Source organism: Micromonospora sp. CA-246542 (assembly GCF_050942905.1).
Classification (GTDB): Bacteria; Actinomycetota; Actinomycetes; order Mycobacteriales; family Micromonosporaceae; genus Micromonospora.
The window spans coordinates 5,564,703-5,582,229 of record NZ_CP192040.1; the positions used below are offsets into that span (position 1 = coordinate 5,564,703).

The window sequence follows — 17,527 nt, forward strand, 5'->3', positions numbered from 1 at the left end:
GACCGCTCAGGGGCCTACCGGGCCGGCGACCTACCGGACACCGGCACCGAGCCCGACGAACGCGCGCCACGCCTCGGGTTCGAAGACGAGCACCGGGCCATCCGGGTCCTTGGAATCGCGCACGGCCACCAGGCCCGGCAGGTTTTTGGCCACTTCCACGCAGGCGCCGCCGCTGCCGTTGCTGCGAGTGCTCTTGCGCCATCGGGCACCGGTCAGTTCCATGTCTCCGCCACTTCCGCGATCAGGTCGAGGGACTGTTGCTGCGATAGTGCCTCACCCCGGATCGACTCCCACACCTCGACCATCTGACGCACGTAGTCGGACCGGTCGATGACCTGCCCATGACGCTGCCCGTCCAGGTAGACGACATCTTCACCGGTTGCCGCCGTGGCGATCACGAAGGGGCCATCGAGCCCAGCGTAAGCACCAGTGGACAACGGCACGACCTGGATTCTGACCCGGGGTAGGGCCGAGCCGAGCTTCACCAGGTGCCGCAACTGCTCGCGCATCACCTCCGGCTCGCCGACGCGGCGGCGCAGCGCGTACTCGTCGACGACCACGCTGAGCAACGGCGGTCGGTCCCGGGTGAGCACGCCCTGCCGGTCGAGTCGGGCGGTCACCTGCTGCTCGACCTCATCAGGTGCGAACAGCCCGGCACCGGCCAGGATGGCGCGCGCGTAGCCCTCGGTCTGTAACAGGCCCGGCAGGTAGAGCGGCTCGAACCACCGCAGTGCCGTGGTTTCCTGCTCGATGCCGGCCCAGTCGCGGAACCACGGCACGACGGTCTCGCGGCTGATCCGCCGTTGGATGCGTTCGAACCGGCCGTCGGCGGCGAGGACGACGTCGCAGCGGCGCGCGAAGTCCAGGCTCGGCCGGCGTTCGGAGGTCTCCACCTTGGCGACCAGCGCGCCGGAGTAGCTCAACGCCTCGGCCAGCGCCGCCTGAGACAGGCCCCGGTCGGCCCGGGCCAGCCGTAGCTCCTCCGCGAAGTGTTCCAGCATGGACGAACTCTCCACGGACAACCTCCGTACATCTTCGTACCGTGCCGGGCCGACCGTCGCACGCGCTGGTCGTCGGCGCGCGGAACCTCCCACCGTAGTCGCGTCATCACCAGACTGTCACGCAGCGGAACCGCTCACGGGATCGGACGGCGGGCGGAACCAGGCCGGGGGCGCCCCGTGACCCCCGATCCGGGGCGCTCCCACCCATCGAGCACACCGGTTCACGACCATTGGAGGCGCCGATGCCCCGCTACCGCCCGCACGTGGCGGCGCGTCCGTCGTGGCGTTGCCGGGTCTGCGGTGCCGCGTGGCCCTGCTCGCCGGCGCGGCTGGCGCTGCTCGGCGAGTACCGCGAGAACAGGACCGGCCTGCTCATCTACCTCGCCACGCTGCTCGACGAGGCAACCGCAAATCTCCCCAGCACGGACCCCGAAAGCCTGACCAACCGCTTCCTCGCCTGGGCCAGAGCCCGATGAGCGAAGCTCACCGGCACACGTGGAGCAGATCTTGGACAGTTTCCGTTAGCTGCTAACGGAAACTGTCCAAGATCTGCTCAGCGGCCGCCTCAGTCGACGAGGGTGCGGCCGGTCAGGTGGAGGAAGACGTCCTCCAGGCTGCTGCGGCGGACCAGCACGTTGGCCGGCTGCAACCCCAGCGCGGTCACCTCGGCGACCGCCGCGTCGCCATCGGGCACGTAGAGCAGAACGCGATCGGGCAGCACCTCGACCCGCTCCCCCACGCCGTCCAGCTTGTCGGCGAACGGCGCCTGCGACTCGGCCGCGAAACGCAGCTCGACCACCTCGCGGGTGGAGTATCGCTCGATCAGTGCCCGGGGTGAGCCCTCGGCAACAATCCGCCCGCCGTCCATCACCACCAGCCGGTCGCAGAGCTGCTCGGCCTCGTCCATGTAGTGCGTGGTGAGCACCAGCGTGACGCCCTGCTGCTTCAGCCGGAACAGGCGCTCCCACACCAGGTGCCGCGCCTGCGGGTCGAGCCCGGTGGTCGGCTCGTCGAGCAGCACGATGTCCGGGTCGTTGACCAGGGCGCGGGCGATGGTCAGGCGTCGTTTCATCCCGCCGGAAAGCGGATCGACCTTGCTGTCGGCCCGCTCGGTGAGCTGGACGAAGTCGAGCAACTCGTCGGCCCGCGCCCGTGCCGCCCGGCGCGAGATGCCGAAATAGCGGGCGTAGACGGTCAGGTTCTCCCGGACGGTCAGCTCCGGATCGAGGTTGTCGAGCTGCGGGCACACCCCGAGGCGGGCACGGATGGCCGGCCCGTCGACCACCGGATCCAGACCGAGGATGCGCAGCTCACCGGCGCTCGGTGGCGAGGTGCAGCCGACCATCCGCATGGTGGAGGACTTGCCCGCGCCGTTCGGTCCCAGAAAGCCGAACGCCTCACCCGACTGCACCTCGACGTCGATGCCGTTCACGGCGGTGAAGTCACCGAACCGCTTCACCAGCCCACGAGCCTGAATCAGTGGTCGCCCGGTAGTCACCGCCCGACCCTAACCGCCGGGTCCGACACCCCTCCACGCAAATACGCGCGCGCCCGACCCGCCCGAAACGAAACGCCGATCAATGCCCCACGCCATCGGCCAATCGACAGGTATCGTCCCCCTGTGTCGCCCGCCAGCTCGCCCGATGGTCCGCCGCCACCCGCCCGACCAGCCAACTCACCCGGCGACGGGCCCGACACGAGTTCCGCCGACCGACCCGTCCCGAACGCCGCCGACGAGCCAGTCACGAAGGCCGCCGACGGGGCTGTCACGACTGCGGCCGACGGACCGCCCCGACCACGCCCAGCGGCCGAGACCGCAGAACCAGTCGACACGACAGAGCCCACCGAGACCCAAGAACCGACCGAGACCGCGAAACCGACCCAGACCGCAGCGCGGACCCAGACCGCAGAGCCGAACCGCACCGCACAACCGACCGAGACCCCAGAACCGACCGAGACCCCAGAACCGACCGGCCCGGGCAGCGCCGCCGAGCGGGCCACAGCCGCCGAGCTGGCCACAAGGGACATCGCGGCCCAGTTCGAGGACGAGAAGCCCGGCCGGGTGTTGGCCGGTCCCACCGCCCTCCTGCTCGGCACGGTGGCGCTGGCGGTCGGCGCGCTCGCTCTCTGGCAGGTGTTCCGCCCGCTCTCGCAGGGCAGCAAGTACTACCTGATCATCTTCTTGGCCGGTGTGCTCCCGCTGGTCTTTCTCGCCTACCCGGCCGACCTGCCGCGCTGGACCCGCCCGCCCAAGCGGCGACAAGCCGCCGACAGCAACCGACCCGCAGACAGCACGGCACGCCCCGACCACACCCGCCCCGCAGACAGCACGGCACGCCCCGAACACACCGACAGCACGGCACGCCCCGAACACACCGACAGCACCCGACCGGCAGACAGCACGGCACGCCCCGAGCGCACCGCCAGCACCCGACCCACCCTCGTCGACTGGCTGCTGGCCGCCCTGGCCGTGGCGGCCTGCCTCTATCCCGTCGTGCCGATCACGATCGGTACGGGTGGTGGCGGCTACAACGCGTTCCTCGACCGGCAGGGCCTGCTCGCGCCGATCGACCTGGTGCTCGGCACCGTACTGCTGCTCCTGCTGCTGGAGGCGTGCCGGCGTACGACCGGTTGGATCCTGCCGGCGGTCTGCCTGCTGTTCCTCGGGTACGGCTACTACGGCGGGTTGCTGCCGCAGTCGTGGCCGGTCGCGCACGCCGGGCTCGACTTCCGTCAACTCGTCGACGCGTTCTACAACTCCGACAGCGGTTTCTACGGCACCCCGTTGGACGTGGCCGCCTCGTACATCGTGTTGTTCACCATCTACGGCGCGGTGTTGGAGCTGTCCGGGGCCGGGCGGTTCTTCGTCGACCTGTCGGCCGCCGCGTTCCGCCGTTCCCGGACCGCCGCCGGTCGGACGGCGGTGGCCTCGGGTTTCCTGCTCGGCACCGTCTCCGGCTCGGGTGCGGCGACGACGGTGAGCATCGGCGCGGTCACCTGGCCGCTGCTGCGTCGCGCCGGCTATCCACCGGAGCGGGCCGGCGGCATGCTGGCGGCGGCCGGGGTGGGCGCGATCCTGTCCCCGCCCACCCTCGGGGCGGCGGCGTTCATCATCGCCGAGTACCTGGGCGTCTCGTACCTTCAGGTGCTGGGTTGGGCGACGGTGCCGACGGTGCTCTACTACCTGGGCATCCTGCTCTCCGTCGAGATCGACGCCCGCCGGTCCGGTGTACGTCCGGTCGTGCTCGACGTCGGCTCACCGTGGCGACTGCTGGGCCGCTTCGGCTACCACTTCGCCTCGCTGATCGCGATCATCGTGTTCCTCGCGGTCGGCGTCTCCGCGACGAGGGCCGTGGTGCTCGCCATCGTCCTCGCCGCCGTGCTGTCGTGGCTGGACCGCGCGCACCGGCTCACCCCGGCCCGGCTGGTGACCGCCCTCGTCACCGGCGTACGCGGGGTGCTCGCCGTCACCGCCGTGTGCGCCGCCGCCGGCATCATCACGGCGACCACCACGAAGACCGGGCTCGGGCAGCAGGCGGCGGCGCTGCTGATCGGCGGGGCGAAGGCGGTCACCGCCGACCCGACGCTGGTCCTGGTGCTCACGGCGCTGCTCGCGGCCGTCGCGCTCAGCCTGCTGGGCCTGGCCGTGCCGGTCACCGCCTCGTTCGTGATCGGGTGGGTGATCGTCGGCCCGGCCCTGCTCGACCTGGGCGTGGCCGCGCCCGCCGCGGCGATGTTCGTCTTCTACTTCGCCGTGCTGTCCGAGGTGTCCCCGCCGACCGCGCTCGCCGCCGTGGCCGCGGCCGCCGTGACCGGGGGCCGGCTGGTGCCGACCATGTGGCAGACCCTGCGGTACGCGCTGCCGGCGTACCTCACCCCGATCGCGTTCGTCATCACCCCGACCGGGCTGGGCCTGCTCGGCATCGGCGGCGTGCCGCGGATCGTCGTCGCCGCCGTGGTGACGGCGCTCAGCGTGTCCGTGCTGGCCGTCGCCGCGGGTGGCTGGCTGCCCGGCGTGGGTCCCGCCGGCGTACCGGAACGGGTGCTCGGCGTCATCGCCGGCGTCACCCTGCTCTGGCTGGAACCCGTGCCGGTCGCGGTGGGCGTGGCGCTGGCCGCCGTCGCGGCGGCGGGAGTGCTCGTCCGACGCGGAACCACGGACCGACCGCGAACAGCGACAGAGGGCCGACCGCGAACACCAACAGAGGAGAGACTGTGAGACGAACCGACGTACGGCTCGCGGCGGGCGTGGGCGCGCTCGCCCTCGTCCTGGCGGGCGTCACCGGCTGCGGCGGCCAGCAGGGCGACGCGGCCAAGGACAACACCGCCAGCGCGGTCACCTGCGAGGTGACCCGGGAGACCCGCGTGGGCATCGCCACCGGCAACTCGACGGGCGTCTACTACTCGGTCGGCAACGCCCTGGCCGGGCAGTTCTCCGGGGCGACCGGAGGCAAGCTCACCGGCACCGCCGCCGAGACCGGCGCCTCGGTGCAGAACGTGGAGCAGTTGGTCGGCGGCCAGTACGACGTGGCGTTCTCGCTGTTCGACACGGCGGTCAACGCGGTCGAGGGCAAGGGCAGCTTCAGCGCCCCGCAGCCGGTGCGCGCGTTGGCCCGCCTCTACGACAACTACACGCAGGTGGTGGTCCGCAAGGACGCCGGCATCACGTCGCTCGCCGGCATGCGCGGTAAGCGGATCTCCACGGGCTCTCCGAAGTCCGGCACGGAGGTGATCGCGAACCGCCTGCTGGAGGCCGCCGGACTCGACCCGGCCAAGGACGTCCGGGCGCAGCGACTCGACCTCGCCAAGACGGTCGACGGCGTCAAGGACGGCAGCATCGACGGGTTCTTCTGGTCCGGTGGCCTGCCCACCAGTGGCCTGACGGACCTGTTCACCACCGCCGGCGACACGGTGACGTTCGTCGACATCTCGACGCTGCTGCCGAAGCTGACCGCGCTCGGCCCCGGCTACCAGGCCGGCACGATCGGTCGGGACGTGTACCGGACGGCGAGCGACACCCCGACCATCGTCGTGCCGAACGTGCTGCTGGTTCGCGAGGACCTGGACGCCAACGTCGCCTGCGTGATCACCCGGACGGTGTTCGACAAGCGCGACGCCCTGGCCCAGGCCAACCCGGCGGCCAAGGGGATCACGCTGGAGAAGGCCCGCCGGACCCTGCCGGTGCCGCTGCACCGGGGCGCCGAGAAGGCGCTGAACGACCTGGGAGCGAGGTGACCGTCGGTCAGAGGTCGGTCGGCGCGGTGGCGGCACGGGCCACGCCGACCAGGCGGTCGGTCTCGGCGAGCAGCGCCTCGTCGTCCGCCGGTGTGCCGGGGTCGAGTCGGACCGTCCAGGTCAGACCGTCGGCCCCGGCCGCGCGGCGGGCCGCGACGCGCGCCGCGCCGCCGGGCACCGGGTGGTGTTCGGTGTACGCGACGGAGCGGGTCACCCGGGCGCGCACCTGGTGCGGCAGCTCACCGGGGTCGAGCAGCAGGTATGTCTCGGCCGGCCCGTCGGCGACCACCAGGTAGCCGTCGCGCTCGACGACGGTCTCGGCGGGCGTGACGGTCAGCTCCCGACCGGACCAGACCGCCTTGATCAGGTCGTGCCAGCCGATGCGGTGCCCCCGACCGGGCAGCCACAGCCCGAGGTTGCTGGCCACGACGACCCCGTCGCCCTCGCCGTTGCCCGCCGCCGCCCAGGCGAGCACGCGCTCGTCGGCGGCCAACGGCGGCCGGTCGGCCGGGGGCAGCTTCGGCTTGCGGCTGAACAATCCCATCTAGAGCCCTCCCGCGGCCTGCTCGCGCAGCGCCCGGGCGTGCTGTTCCAGCGACAGCAGCTCCCCGAAGGCGGCGAAGTACTCGTCCTTGTTGTTGACCGGGTTGATCCGCTGGATCCGCGACTTGAGGTCCCGGATGCGGGCCGTCACCGACCCGAACTGCACCCGGGCCATGGTGATCGACACGTAGCGCGGGTCGGGCTCACCGTCGATGCGGAGCGGCTCCACGGCCAGCTCGCCGACCAGCGCGGCGGCGGCCAGGTCCTCGCAGGCGTCGCGGACCTTCTCGATCCAGACCGCGCCTCCGGTCGCCGACGCGGCCCCGCCGGCAGCCGACACCGCCGCGCGGACGGCCACGTGCACCGGGTGGCGGTACTCGGTCGCCTCGACCGCGTCGAACATTGGCCCGGCCAGCACGGGCTGTTGCAGGGCGAGTTTCAACGCCTCGCGCTCGACCATCGACTGTGGGCTGTCCACGGCCGGCTCGGGGCGGGCCGGGGCGGGCCGTGCAGCGGGCGCGGCGTCCCGACCGCCGGACGGCGGAGTGTTGGCGGCGGCGAGCACGGCCCGCTGCACCGGCTCGATCTCCATCCCGAGGTCCATGGCGAGCTTGCGGACGTACTCTGGGCGCTTTTCCCGGTCCTTGAGTTGCGCGACCAGCGGCGCGGCCCGGCGCATGGCCTCGACCCGGCCGTCGACGGTGTCCAGGTCGAAGCGGCTGATCTCGTGCCGCAGCGCGAAGTCGACCAGCGGTTCACGGCGGGCGACCAGGTCCCGCACGGCCAGGTCACCCTTGGCCAGGCGCAGCTCACACGGGTCCATGTTGTCGGGGCTGACCGCGATGAACGTCCGCCCGACGAAGCGCTGGTCGTCGCCGAACGCGCGCAGCGCCGCCTTCTGACCGGCGGCGTCCCCGTCGAAGGTGAAGATGATCTCGCCGGCCACCGAGTCGGTGTCCAGCAGGAGCCGGCGCAGCACCCCGATGTGGTCCGCGCCGAACGCCGTGCCGCAGGTCGCCACCGCCGTCGGCACGTCGGCCAGGTGACAGGCCATCACGTCGGTGTAGCCCTCGACGACGACCACCCGGCCCTGCTTGGCGATCTCCCGCTTGGCCTGGTCGAGGCCGTAGAGCACGTGCGACTTCTTGTAGATCGGCGTCTCGGGGGTGTTCAGGTACTTCGGTCCGTCGTCGTCGTCGAAGAGCTTGCGCGCCCCGAAGCCGATCACGTCGCCGGCCAGGTCGCGGATCGGCCAGAGCAGCCGACGACGGAACCGGTCGATCAGCGTGCCCGAGCGGGACTCCCGGGACAGCCCGGCGGTGACCAGCTCCTGGTGGGTGAAGCCCTGCTGACGCAGGTGCTTGGTGAGCAGGTCCCAACCCTCCGGCGCGAACCCGCACCCGTAGCGCTCGGCGGCGGCCCGGTCGAAACCACGTTGGGCCAGGAACTCGCGCGCCGGTCGGGCCCCGGCGGTGCTGAGCTGCGCCCGGTAGAACTCGACGGCGGCGGCGTGCGCGGCGACCAGTCGCTGGCGCTGGCCCTGCTGCGGGCGCGGACGCGGGGTGCCCCGGTCGTCCTCGACGTAGCGGAGCTGGATGCCGGCGCGCCCGGCCAGCCGCTCGACGGACTCGACGAAGCTCAGGTGCTCCGCGTCCATCAGGAACTTGATCGCGTCGCCGCCCGCCCCGCAGCCGAAGCAGTACCAGACGTTGCGGGCCGGCGAGACGTTGAACGACGGGCTCTTCTCGTCGTGGAACGGGCACAGGCCCTTGAGGTTGCCGCCCCCGGCGGACTTCAGGGTGACCGTCTCGGAGATCACATCCCCGATCGAGGTGCGTTCCCGGACCAGCGCGATGTCCTCGTCCCGGATCCGCCCAGCCATGCGCCACCCCCTCGCCGTACATCCTGCCCTGCCGGGCCGACGAGACGCCGTCCGGGGGACGCCGGTGTGGCGGAGGCCGCCGCCGGGGTCACCCGTTTCCGCCCGACAGCCGGGTCCGCGCGGGGACCATGACCAGATGCGCAGGGTACGCGCCAACGGGCCCCGGCCGCCGCGATGGGTGTCCGGTCGGCTGCGGATGCGCGGGCAGGGTCCGCAGACGGACGACACCGGTGAACGGCACGCGACCTGGTTGGAGCTGTTCCTCGACCTCATCTTCGTGTACGCCCTGGCGGCGGTGGTACGCCGGCTGGGCGACGATCCCACGCCGTCGCCCAGCGCCGTGCTGGCCGTGCTCGGGCTGTTCGTGGTGGTCCAGTGGGCCTGGTTGGGCCAGGTGTTCTACGACACCCGCTTCGACCCGGACGACGTACCGCACCGGCTCCTGGTGTTGGTCGCGCTGGTCGGCGCGGGCACGATGACGCTCGGGGTGGACGAGGTGCCGGAGAGCGTGCTCCTGCCGGTGGGCTACCTGGTCGTGCGGGGTGTGCTGCTCGTGCTGTACCTGCGGGCCCGCCCGACCAGTCCGCAGGCGCGTACGGTGACCACGATCTACCTGTGCGGCTTCGGGTCGGGCTGGCTGATCTGGCTGGCCTCGCTGGCCGCCCCGGCATCCACGCGGCCGACGTTGTGGATCGTCGCCATGATCATCGAGCTGGCCACCCCGTGGGTGGGCAAGCGCTGGCTGAACCGGTTTCCGGTCGACGACCAGCACCTGCCCGAGCGGATCGGGCAGTTCACCATCATCGTGCTGGGCAGCGCGCTGGCCAACCTGCTCTTCGCGGTGCCCGACCATCCCCGGCCGCACATGATCGTGACGGCCGGACTGGCGTTCCTGGTGCCGGCGGCCGTCTGGTGGGTCTACACCACCTTCGTCACCACCCGCGAGACACGGCGACGGCTGCGCGGCGGCCAGACGTACGCCTACCTGCACATCCCGCTCGGCGCGGCGCTGCTGCTGCTCGGCTGGGCGCTCGGGCAGATGGTCCGGCTGGCCGACGACGCGGTGGTGCGGCTACCGATGGAGCTGCGGCTCGTCCTGGCGGCCTCGATCACCGTCTGGATGCTCTGCGGCCTGGCGTTGCACTGGGTGTGGAACCGGCCGAGTATCGGCCGCCTGGGCATCGCCGGCTACGGCATCGGCTCGGCCGTCCTGATCACCACGGTGGTGCACGAGCCGAAGCTGATGCTGGCCCTGCTCTCGGTGGCGGTCGTCGGGTACGCGGTGCTGCTCACCCGACGACTCAGCACGACGGCCGAGGATTGAGCCGACCGACGCTCAGGCGGCGGCCGGCTCCTCGACGCTCAGGCGGCCGCCGGCTCCTCGGCGGCGACCTGCCGGTTCCACTCCTGCTTCGACGAACGCCAGCCCTCGTCGTCCATGCCGCGTCGCCAGTAGCCGGAGATGGAGAGCCGGTCCAGCGGTACGCCACGCTCGCCGCGCAGCAGCCGACGCAGGTCCCGGACGAAGGCTGCCTCGCCGTGCACGAAGGCGTGCACCTGGCCGGCCGGGAACTCCAGCGAGCGCACCGCGTCGACCAGCGCCTCGCCCACCGGGCGTTCGCCGCGGTGCAGCCACGTGAGCGTGACCGCTCCGGGGCTGAGCAGCTTCTGCTCGTCCGCCGGGTCGGCGATCTCCACGAAGACGTGTGCCGGCGCGCCCAGCGGCAGCCGTTCCAGCGCGGCGGCGATCGCCGGCAGGGCGCTCTCGTCGCCGACCAGGAGGTGCCAGTCCGCGTCCGGGTCCGGCGCGTACGCCCCGCCGGGGCCGACGAAGTGCACCGGGTCACCGGGGCGCAGCGCTGCGGCCCACGGCCCGGCCAGGCCCTCGTCGCCGTGGTGCACCACGTCGACGGTCAGCTCGCCGGCGCGCGGGTCCCACCGGCGCACGGTGTACGCGCGCAGCCGGGGCCACTGCTCGCGGGGCATGTCCCGGCGGATCGCGGCGAGGTCGAGCGGCTCGGGGTACGCGACACCGGACTGCGGGAAGACCAGCTTGATGTAGTGGTCGGTGAACTCGCCCACCGGCAGGCCGTCCAGTTCGTCCCCACCGAGGACGAGCCGGATCAGGTGCGGGGTGGGTCGTTCGGTGCGCAGCACCCGGACCGAGGTGACGTTCCTGGGACGTTCCGTCATGCGGTTAGGCTAGCCTAAGTTGTCGAGCTGTCCACCAGACGGGTGTGCCAGTTCACCGCCGCCGGGTCGGTGAGCGAGGCGACCTGGTCGATCACGACGCGCAGCCGGGCGTCGTCGTCGGGCGCGGCCCGCCACAGCGGAGCGAAGATCGGATCGAGCCCGTCCGGCGCCCGCCGGACCAGTGCGGCGACCAGTTCGGCCAACATCGTCCGCTGCCGCTCGTAGCGACCCCGGAACCCGCTGCGCCGCATCACGTACCGCAGGGCGATGCCCTTGAGCAGCGCACACTGCGCCCGGACCCGCCTCGGCACCACCAGATCGGCGGCGTAGCGGCGGTGCGGTCCGGGGCCGTACCGCTCCTCGGTGGCCTCCACCGCCGCCGACACGAACCGGCCGGTCAGCCCGCTCGTGGTCGCCTTCAGCGCGACCTGGGCACGATGGCTGCCGTCGTACGCGGCGAGGGGAGCGAGCAGCGGGTCGGCCAGCAACGCGACCAGCACCTCGGCCAGGTCGGTCGAGGACTCCCCCGAGTACGTGGCGGCCACGTCGGCGCAGAGCGCGGCCCGTTCGTCGGCGTCGGCGAGCAGCGGACCCAGCGTGACGTACCCGCCGTGGATGCCGTCCTCGACGTCGTGCACCGAGTACGCGACATCGTCGGCCCAGTCCATCACCTGCGCCTCCAGGCAGCGCCGGTCCCCCGGCGCACCGGCCCGGAGCCACTCGAACACCGCCGTGTCGTCGGCGTACACCCCGAACTTGCGCTGCCCCGGGCGGCGCGGCCACGGGTACTTGCCGATCGCGTCGAGCGACGCCCGGGTCAGGTTCAGCCCGGCGGACGACCCGTCCGGGGCGAGCACCTTCGCCTCCAGCCGGGTCAGCACCCGCAGCGTCTGCGCGTTGCCCTCGAAGCCACCGCAGGGCGACGCGAGCAGGTCCAGCGCGGCCTCGCCGTTGTGCCCGAACGGCGGGTGCCCCAGGTCGTGGGCGAGCCCGGCGACGTCGACCACGTCCGGGTCACAGCCCAGCCGGGCGCCCATCTCCCGGGCGATCTGGGCCACCTCCAACGAGTGCGTCAGCCGCGTACGCAGGAAGTCGTCGGTGCCGGCGGTGTGCACCTGCGTCTTGGTGGCCAACCGGCGGAACGCGGCCGAGTGCAGCACCCGGGCACGATCACGCTCGTACGGCGACCGGCGGTGGCCGGTGTCCTTGGGCGGCTCCGTCACCAGCCGCTCAGCCGGGTCGCAGGGCTCTTTCACTGCTCAGGGAGCCGCTGTTGTTCGCGACTGCGGGGCTCGCAAAACCGGCTCACTCCTCGCGCTCAGGGAGCACGCAGAACTCGTTGCCCTCCGGATCGGCCAGCACCGTCCACTCGACGTCGCCCTGGCCGATGTCGACGTGCCGGGCGCCCATGTCGACCAGGCGCTCGACCTCGGCCTCCCGGTTGGTGGGGCGCAGGTCCAGGTGGAGCCGATTCTTTCGCACCTTGCCCTCGGCGACCGGGCCGAAGAAGATGGTGGGGGACCGATCCGGCGACTGGCGGATCTCCACGCCACTCGGCTTATCGGAAATGATCTGATAGCCGAGCGCCTCGGCCCACCAACGGGCCAGTCGGGCCGGATCACGGGCATCGACGGTGAGGCTCTCCCAGACGCTTGTCATTCAGTCACCCTTCCCGTTCGACGGCGTGCACAATCAGCCGTTTGCGAGCGAGCCAAGGTTACGCCCGTCACGGCCAATCGACGCGCCCCCGCCGCTTCGGCGAGTGCCGAGCGCCGACGGTGGCCGGGTGGTCCCCGGCCGCCGCGGCGCTCGGCGTCAGCGACTGTCCGAGCCGTCGGTCTCCACTGCCGCCCGGCCGGCCTCCAGGCGTGCCACCGGCACCCGGAAGGGCGAGCAGGACACGTAGTCCAGGCCGACCTCGTGGAAGAAGTGCACCGAGTCGGGGTCGCCGCCGTGCTCGCCGCAGACGCCGAGCTTCAGCCCGGGGCGGGCGGCCCGACCCTCCTCGGCGGCGATCCGCACCAGCCGGCCGACGCCGTCCCGGTCGATCGACTCGAACGGCGAAATGCCGAAGATGCCCAGCTCCAGGTAGCGCCAGAAGAACGCGCCCTCCACGTCGTCCCGGGAGAAGCCCCAGCCCATCTGCGTCAGGTCGTTGGTGCCGAACGAGAAGAACTCGGCGGCCTCGGCGATCTGACCGGCGGTCAGCGCCGCCCGGGGCACCTCGATCATGGTGCCGATCAGCACCTCGACGCCGCTGTCCCCGACCACCTCGGCGATGATCTTTTCGGCCTCGGCGCGTACCGTCTCCAACTCCTGCACGGCCCCGACCAGCGGCACCATGATCTCGGGGCAGGCCCTGCCGCCGGCGCGGACGACCGCGACGGCGGCCTCGGCGATGGCCCGGACCTGCATCGCGAACAGGCCGGGGATGACCAGGCCGAGGCGTACGCCCCGCAGCCCGAGCATCGGGTTCTCCTCGTGCATCCGCCGGACGGCCGCGAGCAGCGCCTCCTCCTTGGCCACGTCCTCGCCGCGCTCCTGGGCGACCGCCACGTTGACGGCGAGCTGTTCCAGCGGCGGCAGGAACTCGTGCAGCGGCGGGTCGATGAGCCGGACGGTGACCGGCAGGCCGTCCATCTCGCGGAAGATCTCCTCGAAGTCGGCTCGCTGCATCGGCAGCAGCGCGGCCAGCGCCTCGTCGCGCTCACCCTCGGCGCGGGCCAGGATCAGCCGCTCCACCAGCTCGCGCCGTTCGCCGAGGAACATGTGCTCGGTGCGGCACAGCCCGATGCCCTCGGCGCCGAAGCGCCGGGCACGGGCCGCGTCCGCGCCGGTGTCGGCGTTCGTGCGGACCGCCAGCCGCCGCTTCCCGTCGGCGTGCGTCATGATCCGGTGTACGGCCCGGACGAGAGGATTGTCGACGTGCTCGGCGTCGAGGCTGCCCTCGAAGTACTGCACGACCTCCGACGGCATGACCGGCACCTCGCCCAGGTACACCTTGCCGGTGGTGCCGTCGATGGAGACGACGTCGCCCTCGGTGACGGTCCGCCCGGCTACGGTGAACCGTTTCGCCGGCACGTTCACGTCGATCTCGTCCGCGCCGGAGACGCAGGTCTTGCCCATGCCCCGGGCCACCACCGCGGCGTGGCTGGTCTTGCCGCCGCGCGAGGTGAGGATGCCCTTCGCGGCGATCATGCCGTTCAGGTCGTCCGGGTTGGTCTCCCGGCGGACCAGGATCACCGACTCACCCTCGGCGGCCAGCTCGACGGCCCGCGCGGAGGTGAAGACCACCTTGCCGGACGCCGCGCCGGGTGACGCGCCGATGCCGGTGGCGACCGCGTCGAACTCGTGGTCGAGCTGGAAGCGGGGGAACATGAGCTGGGCGAGCTGCGCGCCGTTGACCCGGTGCAGCGACTCGTCCTCATCGATCAGGCCCTCGTCGACGAGCTGCCCGGCGATGACGAACGCGGCGGCGGCCGTCCGCTTGCCGACCCGGGTCTGCAACATCCACAGCTTGCCGCGCTCGATGGTGAACTCGATATCGCACAGGTCCCGGTAGTGCTCCTCCAACCGGGCCATGATCGACAACAGCTCGTCGTAGGAGGACTTGTCCAGCCGCTCCAGCTCCTGCAACGGCACGGTGTTGCGGATGCCGGCGACGACGTCCTCGCCCTGGGCGTTGGCCAGGTAGTCGCCGTAGATGCCCTGCGCGCCGCTGCCCGGGTCGCGGGTGAACGCGACGCCGGTGCCCGAGTCCGGGCCGAGGTTGCCGAAGACCATGGTCACCACGTTGACGGCGGTTCCGAGGTCGGCCGGGATGCGCTCCTGGCGGCGGTAGAGCACCGCTCGCTCGGCGTTCCACGACTCGAAGACGGCCCGGATCGCCAGGTCGAGCTGCTCACGCGGCTGCTGCGGGAACTCCCGTCCGGTGTGCTTGGCGAAGATCTTCTTGTACGCGTCGACGAGCCCGCGCAGGTCGTCCGCGTCCAGGTCCAGGTCGTTGTGCGTGCCCTTGGCGCTCTTGACCTCGTCGAGGGCGTGCTCGAACTCCTCGCCCGGCACCTCGCAGACGGTCTTGCCGAACATCTGGATGAGTCGGCGGTACGAGTCCCAGGCGAAGCGGTCGTTCTGGCCGGCCTGCGCGGCGAGTCCCACCACGCTCTGGTCGTTGAGGCCGACGTTGAGGACGGTCTCCATCATGCCGGGCATGGAGAACTTCGCGCCGGAACGGACGGACACCAGCAGCGGGTCTCCCGGATCGCCGAGGCGCTTGCCCATCTCGCGCTCCAGCGCCCGCAGGTGCGCCTCGATCTGACCGGCGAGGCCGTCGGGCTCCCGGCCGGTCGCGAGGTACGCCTGGCACGCCTCGGTGGTGATGGTGAAGCCGGGCGGCACGGGCAGGCCGAGGTTGGTCATCTCGGCGAGGTTGGCGCCCTTGCCCCCGAGCAGGTCCTTCAGGTCCTTGTTGCCCTCGGAGAAGTCGTAGACGTACTTGTGATCGTCGGTCTCTTGCGCTGCCACCAGAGCCTCCCACGCGCGCCGGATTGACACTTAACGAAGGTTCAGGGCGAAGGTTAAGCGAAGATCGGGTGACCTGGGACCGTTCGGTGACAATAGGCACAGCCATCACGACTATCCGCGTTCGTACCGGTTTTTGGGAACGCTTCCACGCGCACGATCACGCAATATCTCCGGTCCTCGTATTGTTGACGCCACTGGTTCTGCCGAAGCTCGCTTTTGCCATATCCAACGCGAAATAACCCCTTCCGGAGCCGTCGTCGTGTCCTCCCTCCCGATCTCCTCCCCCACCCCGGACCCGAGCACCGCCCCTCACCCCGCCGCCGCCGACGGGATCGCGCTGCCCGCGCACCAGCCGGAGGCCGGTGACCTGGCGGCGCTCGCCGCCCGGGCGGCCGGTGACGACCTGCTCGCCCCGCCGGTCCGCCTCGACGACGTCGTGCCGGCACCGGAACGGACCGAAGCGGACCCGGGGGTGACGTTCGTGCTCGACGGGGACACGGCCATCCAGGTCACCGCTACGCCGGGCACCCGAGAGGTGGCCGACCACCTGGCCCAGCTGCTGCGCCCGGCGACCGGCTTCCCGCTGCCCGTCGCCGACACCCTCGCGGCGGAGCCGGCCGGCACGGTGGCGCTCACCCTGGCCGGCACGACCCCGACGACGTTCCCCACCACCCCCGGCGAGAGCGCCGACCTCGGGGCGGAGGGCTACCGGCTCGACGTGACCACCACCGCGGTACGCGTCGTCGCCGAGACCGCCACCGGCCTCTTCTACGGCGTCCAGACGCTCCGGCAGCTCCTCCCGGCCGCCGTGGAGAGCCCGACCCCGGCGGCCGCCCGCTGGGCGTTGCCCGGCGGCACGATCCTGGACCGCCCCCGCTTCCCGTACCGGGGCGCGATGCTCGACGTGGCCCGACACTTCTTCGCCGTCGAGGACGTCCTGCGGGTGATCGACCACCTGGCCCGCTACAAGCTCAACCACCTGCATCTGCACCTCACCGACGATCAGGGCTGGCGCATCGCCGTCGACTCCTGGCCGAGGCTCGCCACCGTGGGCGGGGCGACCGAGGTCGGCGGCGGCCCCGGCGGGCACTACACCAAGGACGACTACCGGCGGATCGTCTCGTACGCGTCCGCCCGGCACGTCACCGTCGTCCCGGAGATCGACCTGCCCGGCCACACCAACGCGGCGCTCGTCGCGTACCCGCGCCTCGCGCCGGACAAGGTCGCGCCCGCGCCGTACACCGGCACCGAGGTCGGCTTCAGTTACGTCGACCCGGCCGACGAGCAGACGTACGACTTCATCGCCGACGTACTCAGCGAGGTCGCCGCCCTCACCCCGGGGCCGTGGCTGCACATCGGCGGCGACGAGGCGTTCAAGGTCAAGGGCGGGGTCTACACCGGCTTCGTGGAGAGGGCGCAGCGACTCGTCGCCGACACGGGCAAGACCGTGGTGGGCTGGCACCAGCTCGCCCCGGCCGCACACGTCGACGGGCGGGTCCTGCAGTGGTGGGGTACGAACACCGACGACCCCACCACCGCCGACGCCGTCCGGCGGGGCGCACGACTGATCGTCTCCCCCGGTAACCACGCCTACCTGGACATGAAGTACGCCGAGGACACCCCGATCGGGCACGACTGGGCCGGCCTCATCGACGTACACCGCGCGTACGACTGGGATCCGGGCACGCACGTCGACGGCGTGCCCAGCACAGCGGTCCTCGGTGTGGAAGCCCCGCTGTGGACCGAATCGGTCACCTCGCTGGCCGACATCGAGTTCCTGCTGCTCCCCCGGCTCCCCGCCATCGCCGAGCTGGGTTGGTCGCCCCGGGCGACGCACGACTGGGCCGGCTTCCGGGATCGCCTGGCCGGGCACGGCCCGCGCTGGTCCACCGCCGGGATCACCTTCCACCGCAGCCCCGAGATCCCCTGGCCGGCGACCCCCACGATCCCCCGCCAACACCGCGCGCCCCAGGACGACACGACAACCCACTGACGGCGCGGCACACCCCGGAGTTGCGGTCAGCGGCGGGCCGCCCCACCGACGGACACCGTGCACGCATGACTCGGCGGGCATGATCGTGCTCGATCCTGGATGTAGTGGCCTCGCCGGCTGGGTGAGGGCCCCTGTTTCCTGGATCGAGCACGATCA

13 protein-coding genes and 1 pseudogene are annotated in these 17,527 nt (G+C 71.8%); 5 read left to right on the forward strand and 9 right to left on the reverse strand.

The genetic code is table 11. The features are described 5' to 3' along the window. Positions 1-30 precede the first annotated feature (30 nt). Positions 31-222 (reverse strand): DUF397 domain-containing protein, encoded by a 192-nt coding sequence (locus ACQP0N_RS25705; RefSeq protein ID WP_433114743.1) that lies wholly within the window; start codon positions 220-222, stop codon positions 31-33. Next, entirely contained in the window at positions 213-1,016 is an 804-nt protein-coding gene (locus ACQP0N_RS25710) for a helix-turn-helix domain-containing protein (RefSeq protein ID WP_433114745.1), read from the reverse strand. Before ACQP0N_RS25710 ends, ACQP0N_RS25705 begins: the two co-directional genes overlap by 10 nt. A 227-nt stretch (positions 1,017-1,243) precedes the next feature. On the opposite strand from ACQP0N_RS25710, the gene ACQP0N_RS25715 reads away from it, so the two are divergent. Then, positions 1,244-1,477: a flavin reductase gene (locus tag ACQP0N_RS25715; protein WP_433114747.1), complete on the forward strand. Its 234-nt coding sequence runs from the start codon at positions 1,244-1,246 to the stop codon at positions 1,475-1,477. A gap of 89 nt (positions 1,478-1,566) precedes the next feature. Here the strand turns inward: ACQP0N_RS25715 and ACQP0N_RS25720 are convergent, their stop codons facing one another. Continuing rightward, positions 1,567-2,499, reverse strand: coding sequence for an ABC transporter ATP-binding protein (locus ACQP0N_RS25720; protein WP_433114749.1), 933 nt, complete (start codon positions 2,497-2,499; stop codon positions 1,567-1,569). A gap of 564 nt (positions 2,500-3,063) precedes the next feature. Here ACQP0N_RS25720 and ACQP0N_RS25725 point away from each other — a divergent pair. Then, the gene (locus tag ACQP0N_RS25725) at positions 3,064-5,220 is read left to right on the forward strand and encodes a TRAP transporter permease (protein ID WP_433114751.1); all 2,157 of its coding nucleotides are present in this window, start codon (positions 3,064-3,066) and stop codon (positions 5,218-5,220) included. After that, positions 5,217-6,236, forward strand: coding sequence for a TAXI family TRAP transporter solute-binding subunit (locus ACQP0N_RS25730; protein ID WP_433114753.1), 1,020 nt, complete (start codon positions 5,217-5,219; stop codon positions 6,234-6,236). Before ACQP0N_RS25725 ends, ACQP0N_RS25730 begins: the two co-directional genes overlap by 4 nt. A 7-nt stretch (positions 6,237-6,243) precedes the next feature. Here the strand turns inward: ACQP0N_RS25730 and ACQP0N_RS25735 are convergent, their stop codons facing one another. Next, entirely contained in the window at positions 6,244-6,780 is a 537-nt protein-coding gene (locus tag ACQP0N_RS25735) for a hypothetical protein (protein WP_433114755.1), read from the reverse strand. Then, a pseudogene (dnaG, locus tag ACQP0N_RS25740) lies at positions 6,781-8,683 on the reverse strand (DNA primase). Between the two features lie 114 nt (positions 8,684-8,797). Here dnaG and ACQP0N_RS25745 point away from each other — a divergent pair. Then, positions 8,798-9,985 (forward strand): low temperature requirement protein A, encoded by a 1,188-nt coding sequence (locus tag ACQP0N_RS25745; protein ID WP_433114757.1) that lies wholly within the window; start codon positions 8,798-8,800, stop codon positions 9,983-9,985. A gap of 38 nt (positions 9,986-10,023) precedes the next feature. Here the strand turns inward: ACQP0N_RS25745 and ACQP0N_RS25750 are convergent, their stop codons facing one another. The 4 genes from ACQP0N_RS25750 to ppdK all read right to left on the reverse strand — a co-directional run bounded on the left by ACQP0N_RS25750 (position 10,024) and on the right by ppdK (position 15,378). Continuing rightward, a complete protein-coding gene (locus ACQP0N_RS25750; RefSeq protein WP_433114759.1) occupies positions 10,024-10,854 on the reverse strand; it encodes a siderophore-interacting protein in 831 nt (276 codons plus the stop codon). Between the two features lie 14 nt (positions 10,855-10,868). Then, a complete protein-coding gene (locus ACQP0N_RS25755; RefSeq protein WP_433114761.1) occupies positions 10,869-12,110 on the reverse strand; it encodes a deoxyguanosinetriphosphate triphosphohydrolase in 1,242 nt (413 codons plus the stop codon). 49 nt (positions 12,111-12,159) lie between these two features. Then, positions 12,160-12,513 carry a VOC family protein gene (locus ACQP0N_RS25760; protein ID WP_433114763.1) on the reverse strand — a complete coding sequence of 118 codons (354 nt, stop codon included), beginning with the start codon at positions 12,511-12,513 and terminating at the stop codon, positions 12,160-12,162. A 156-nt stretch (positions 12,514-12,669) separates the two neighbouring features. Continuing rightward, on the reverse strand, positions 12,670-15,378 hold the full coding sequence (gene ppdK / locus ACQP0N_RS25765; protein WP_433114765.1) for a pyruvate, phosphate dikinase: 2,709 nt from the start codon (positions 15,376-15,378) through the stop codon (positions 12,670-12,672). Between the two features lie 259 nt (positions 15,379-15,637). On the opposite strand from ppdK, the gene ACQP0N_RS25770 reads away from it, so the two are divergent. Next, positions 15,638-17,371: a beta-N-acetylhexosaminidase gene (locus ACQP0N_RS25770; protein WP_433114767.1), complete on the forward strand. Its 1,734-nt coding sequence runs from the start codon at positions 15,638-15,640 to the stop codon at positions 17,369-17,371. Positions 17,372-17,527 lie beyond the last annotated feature (156 nt).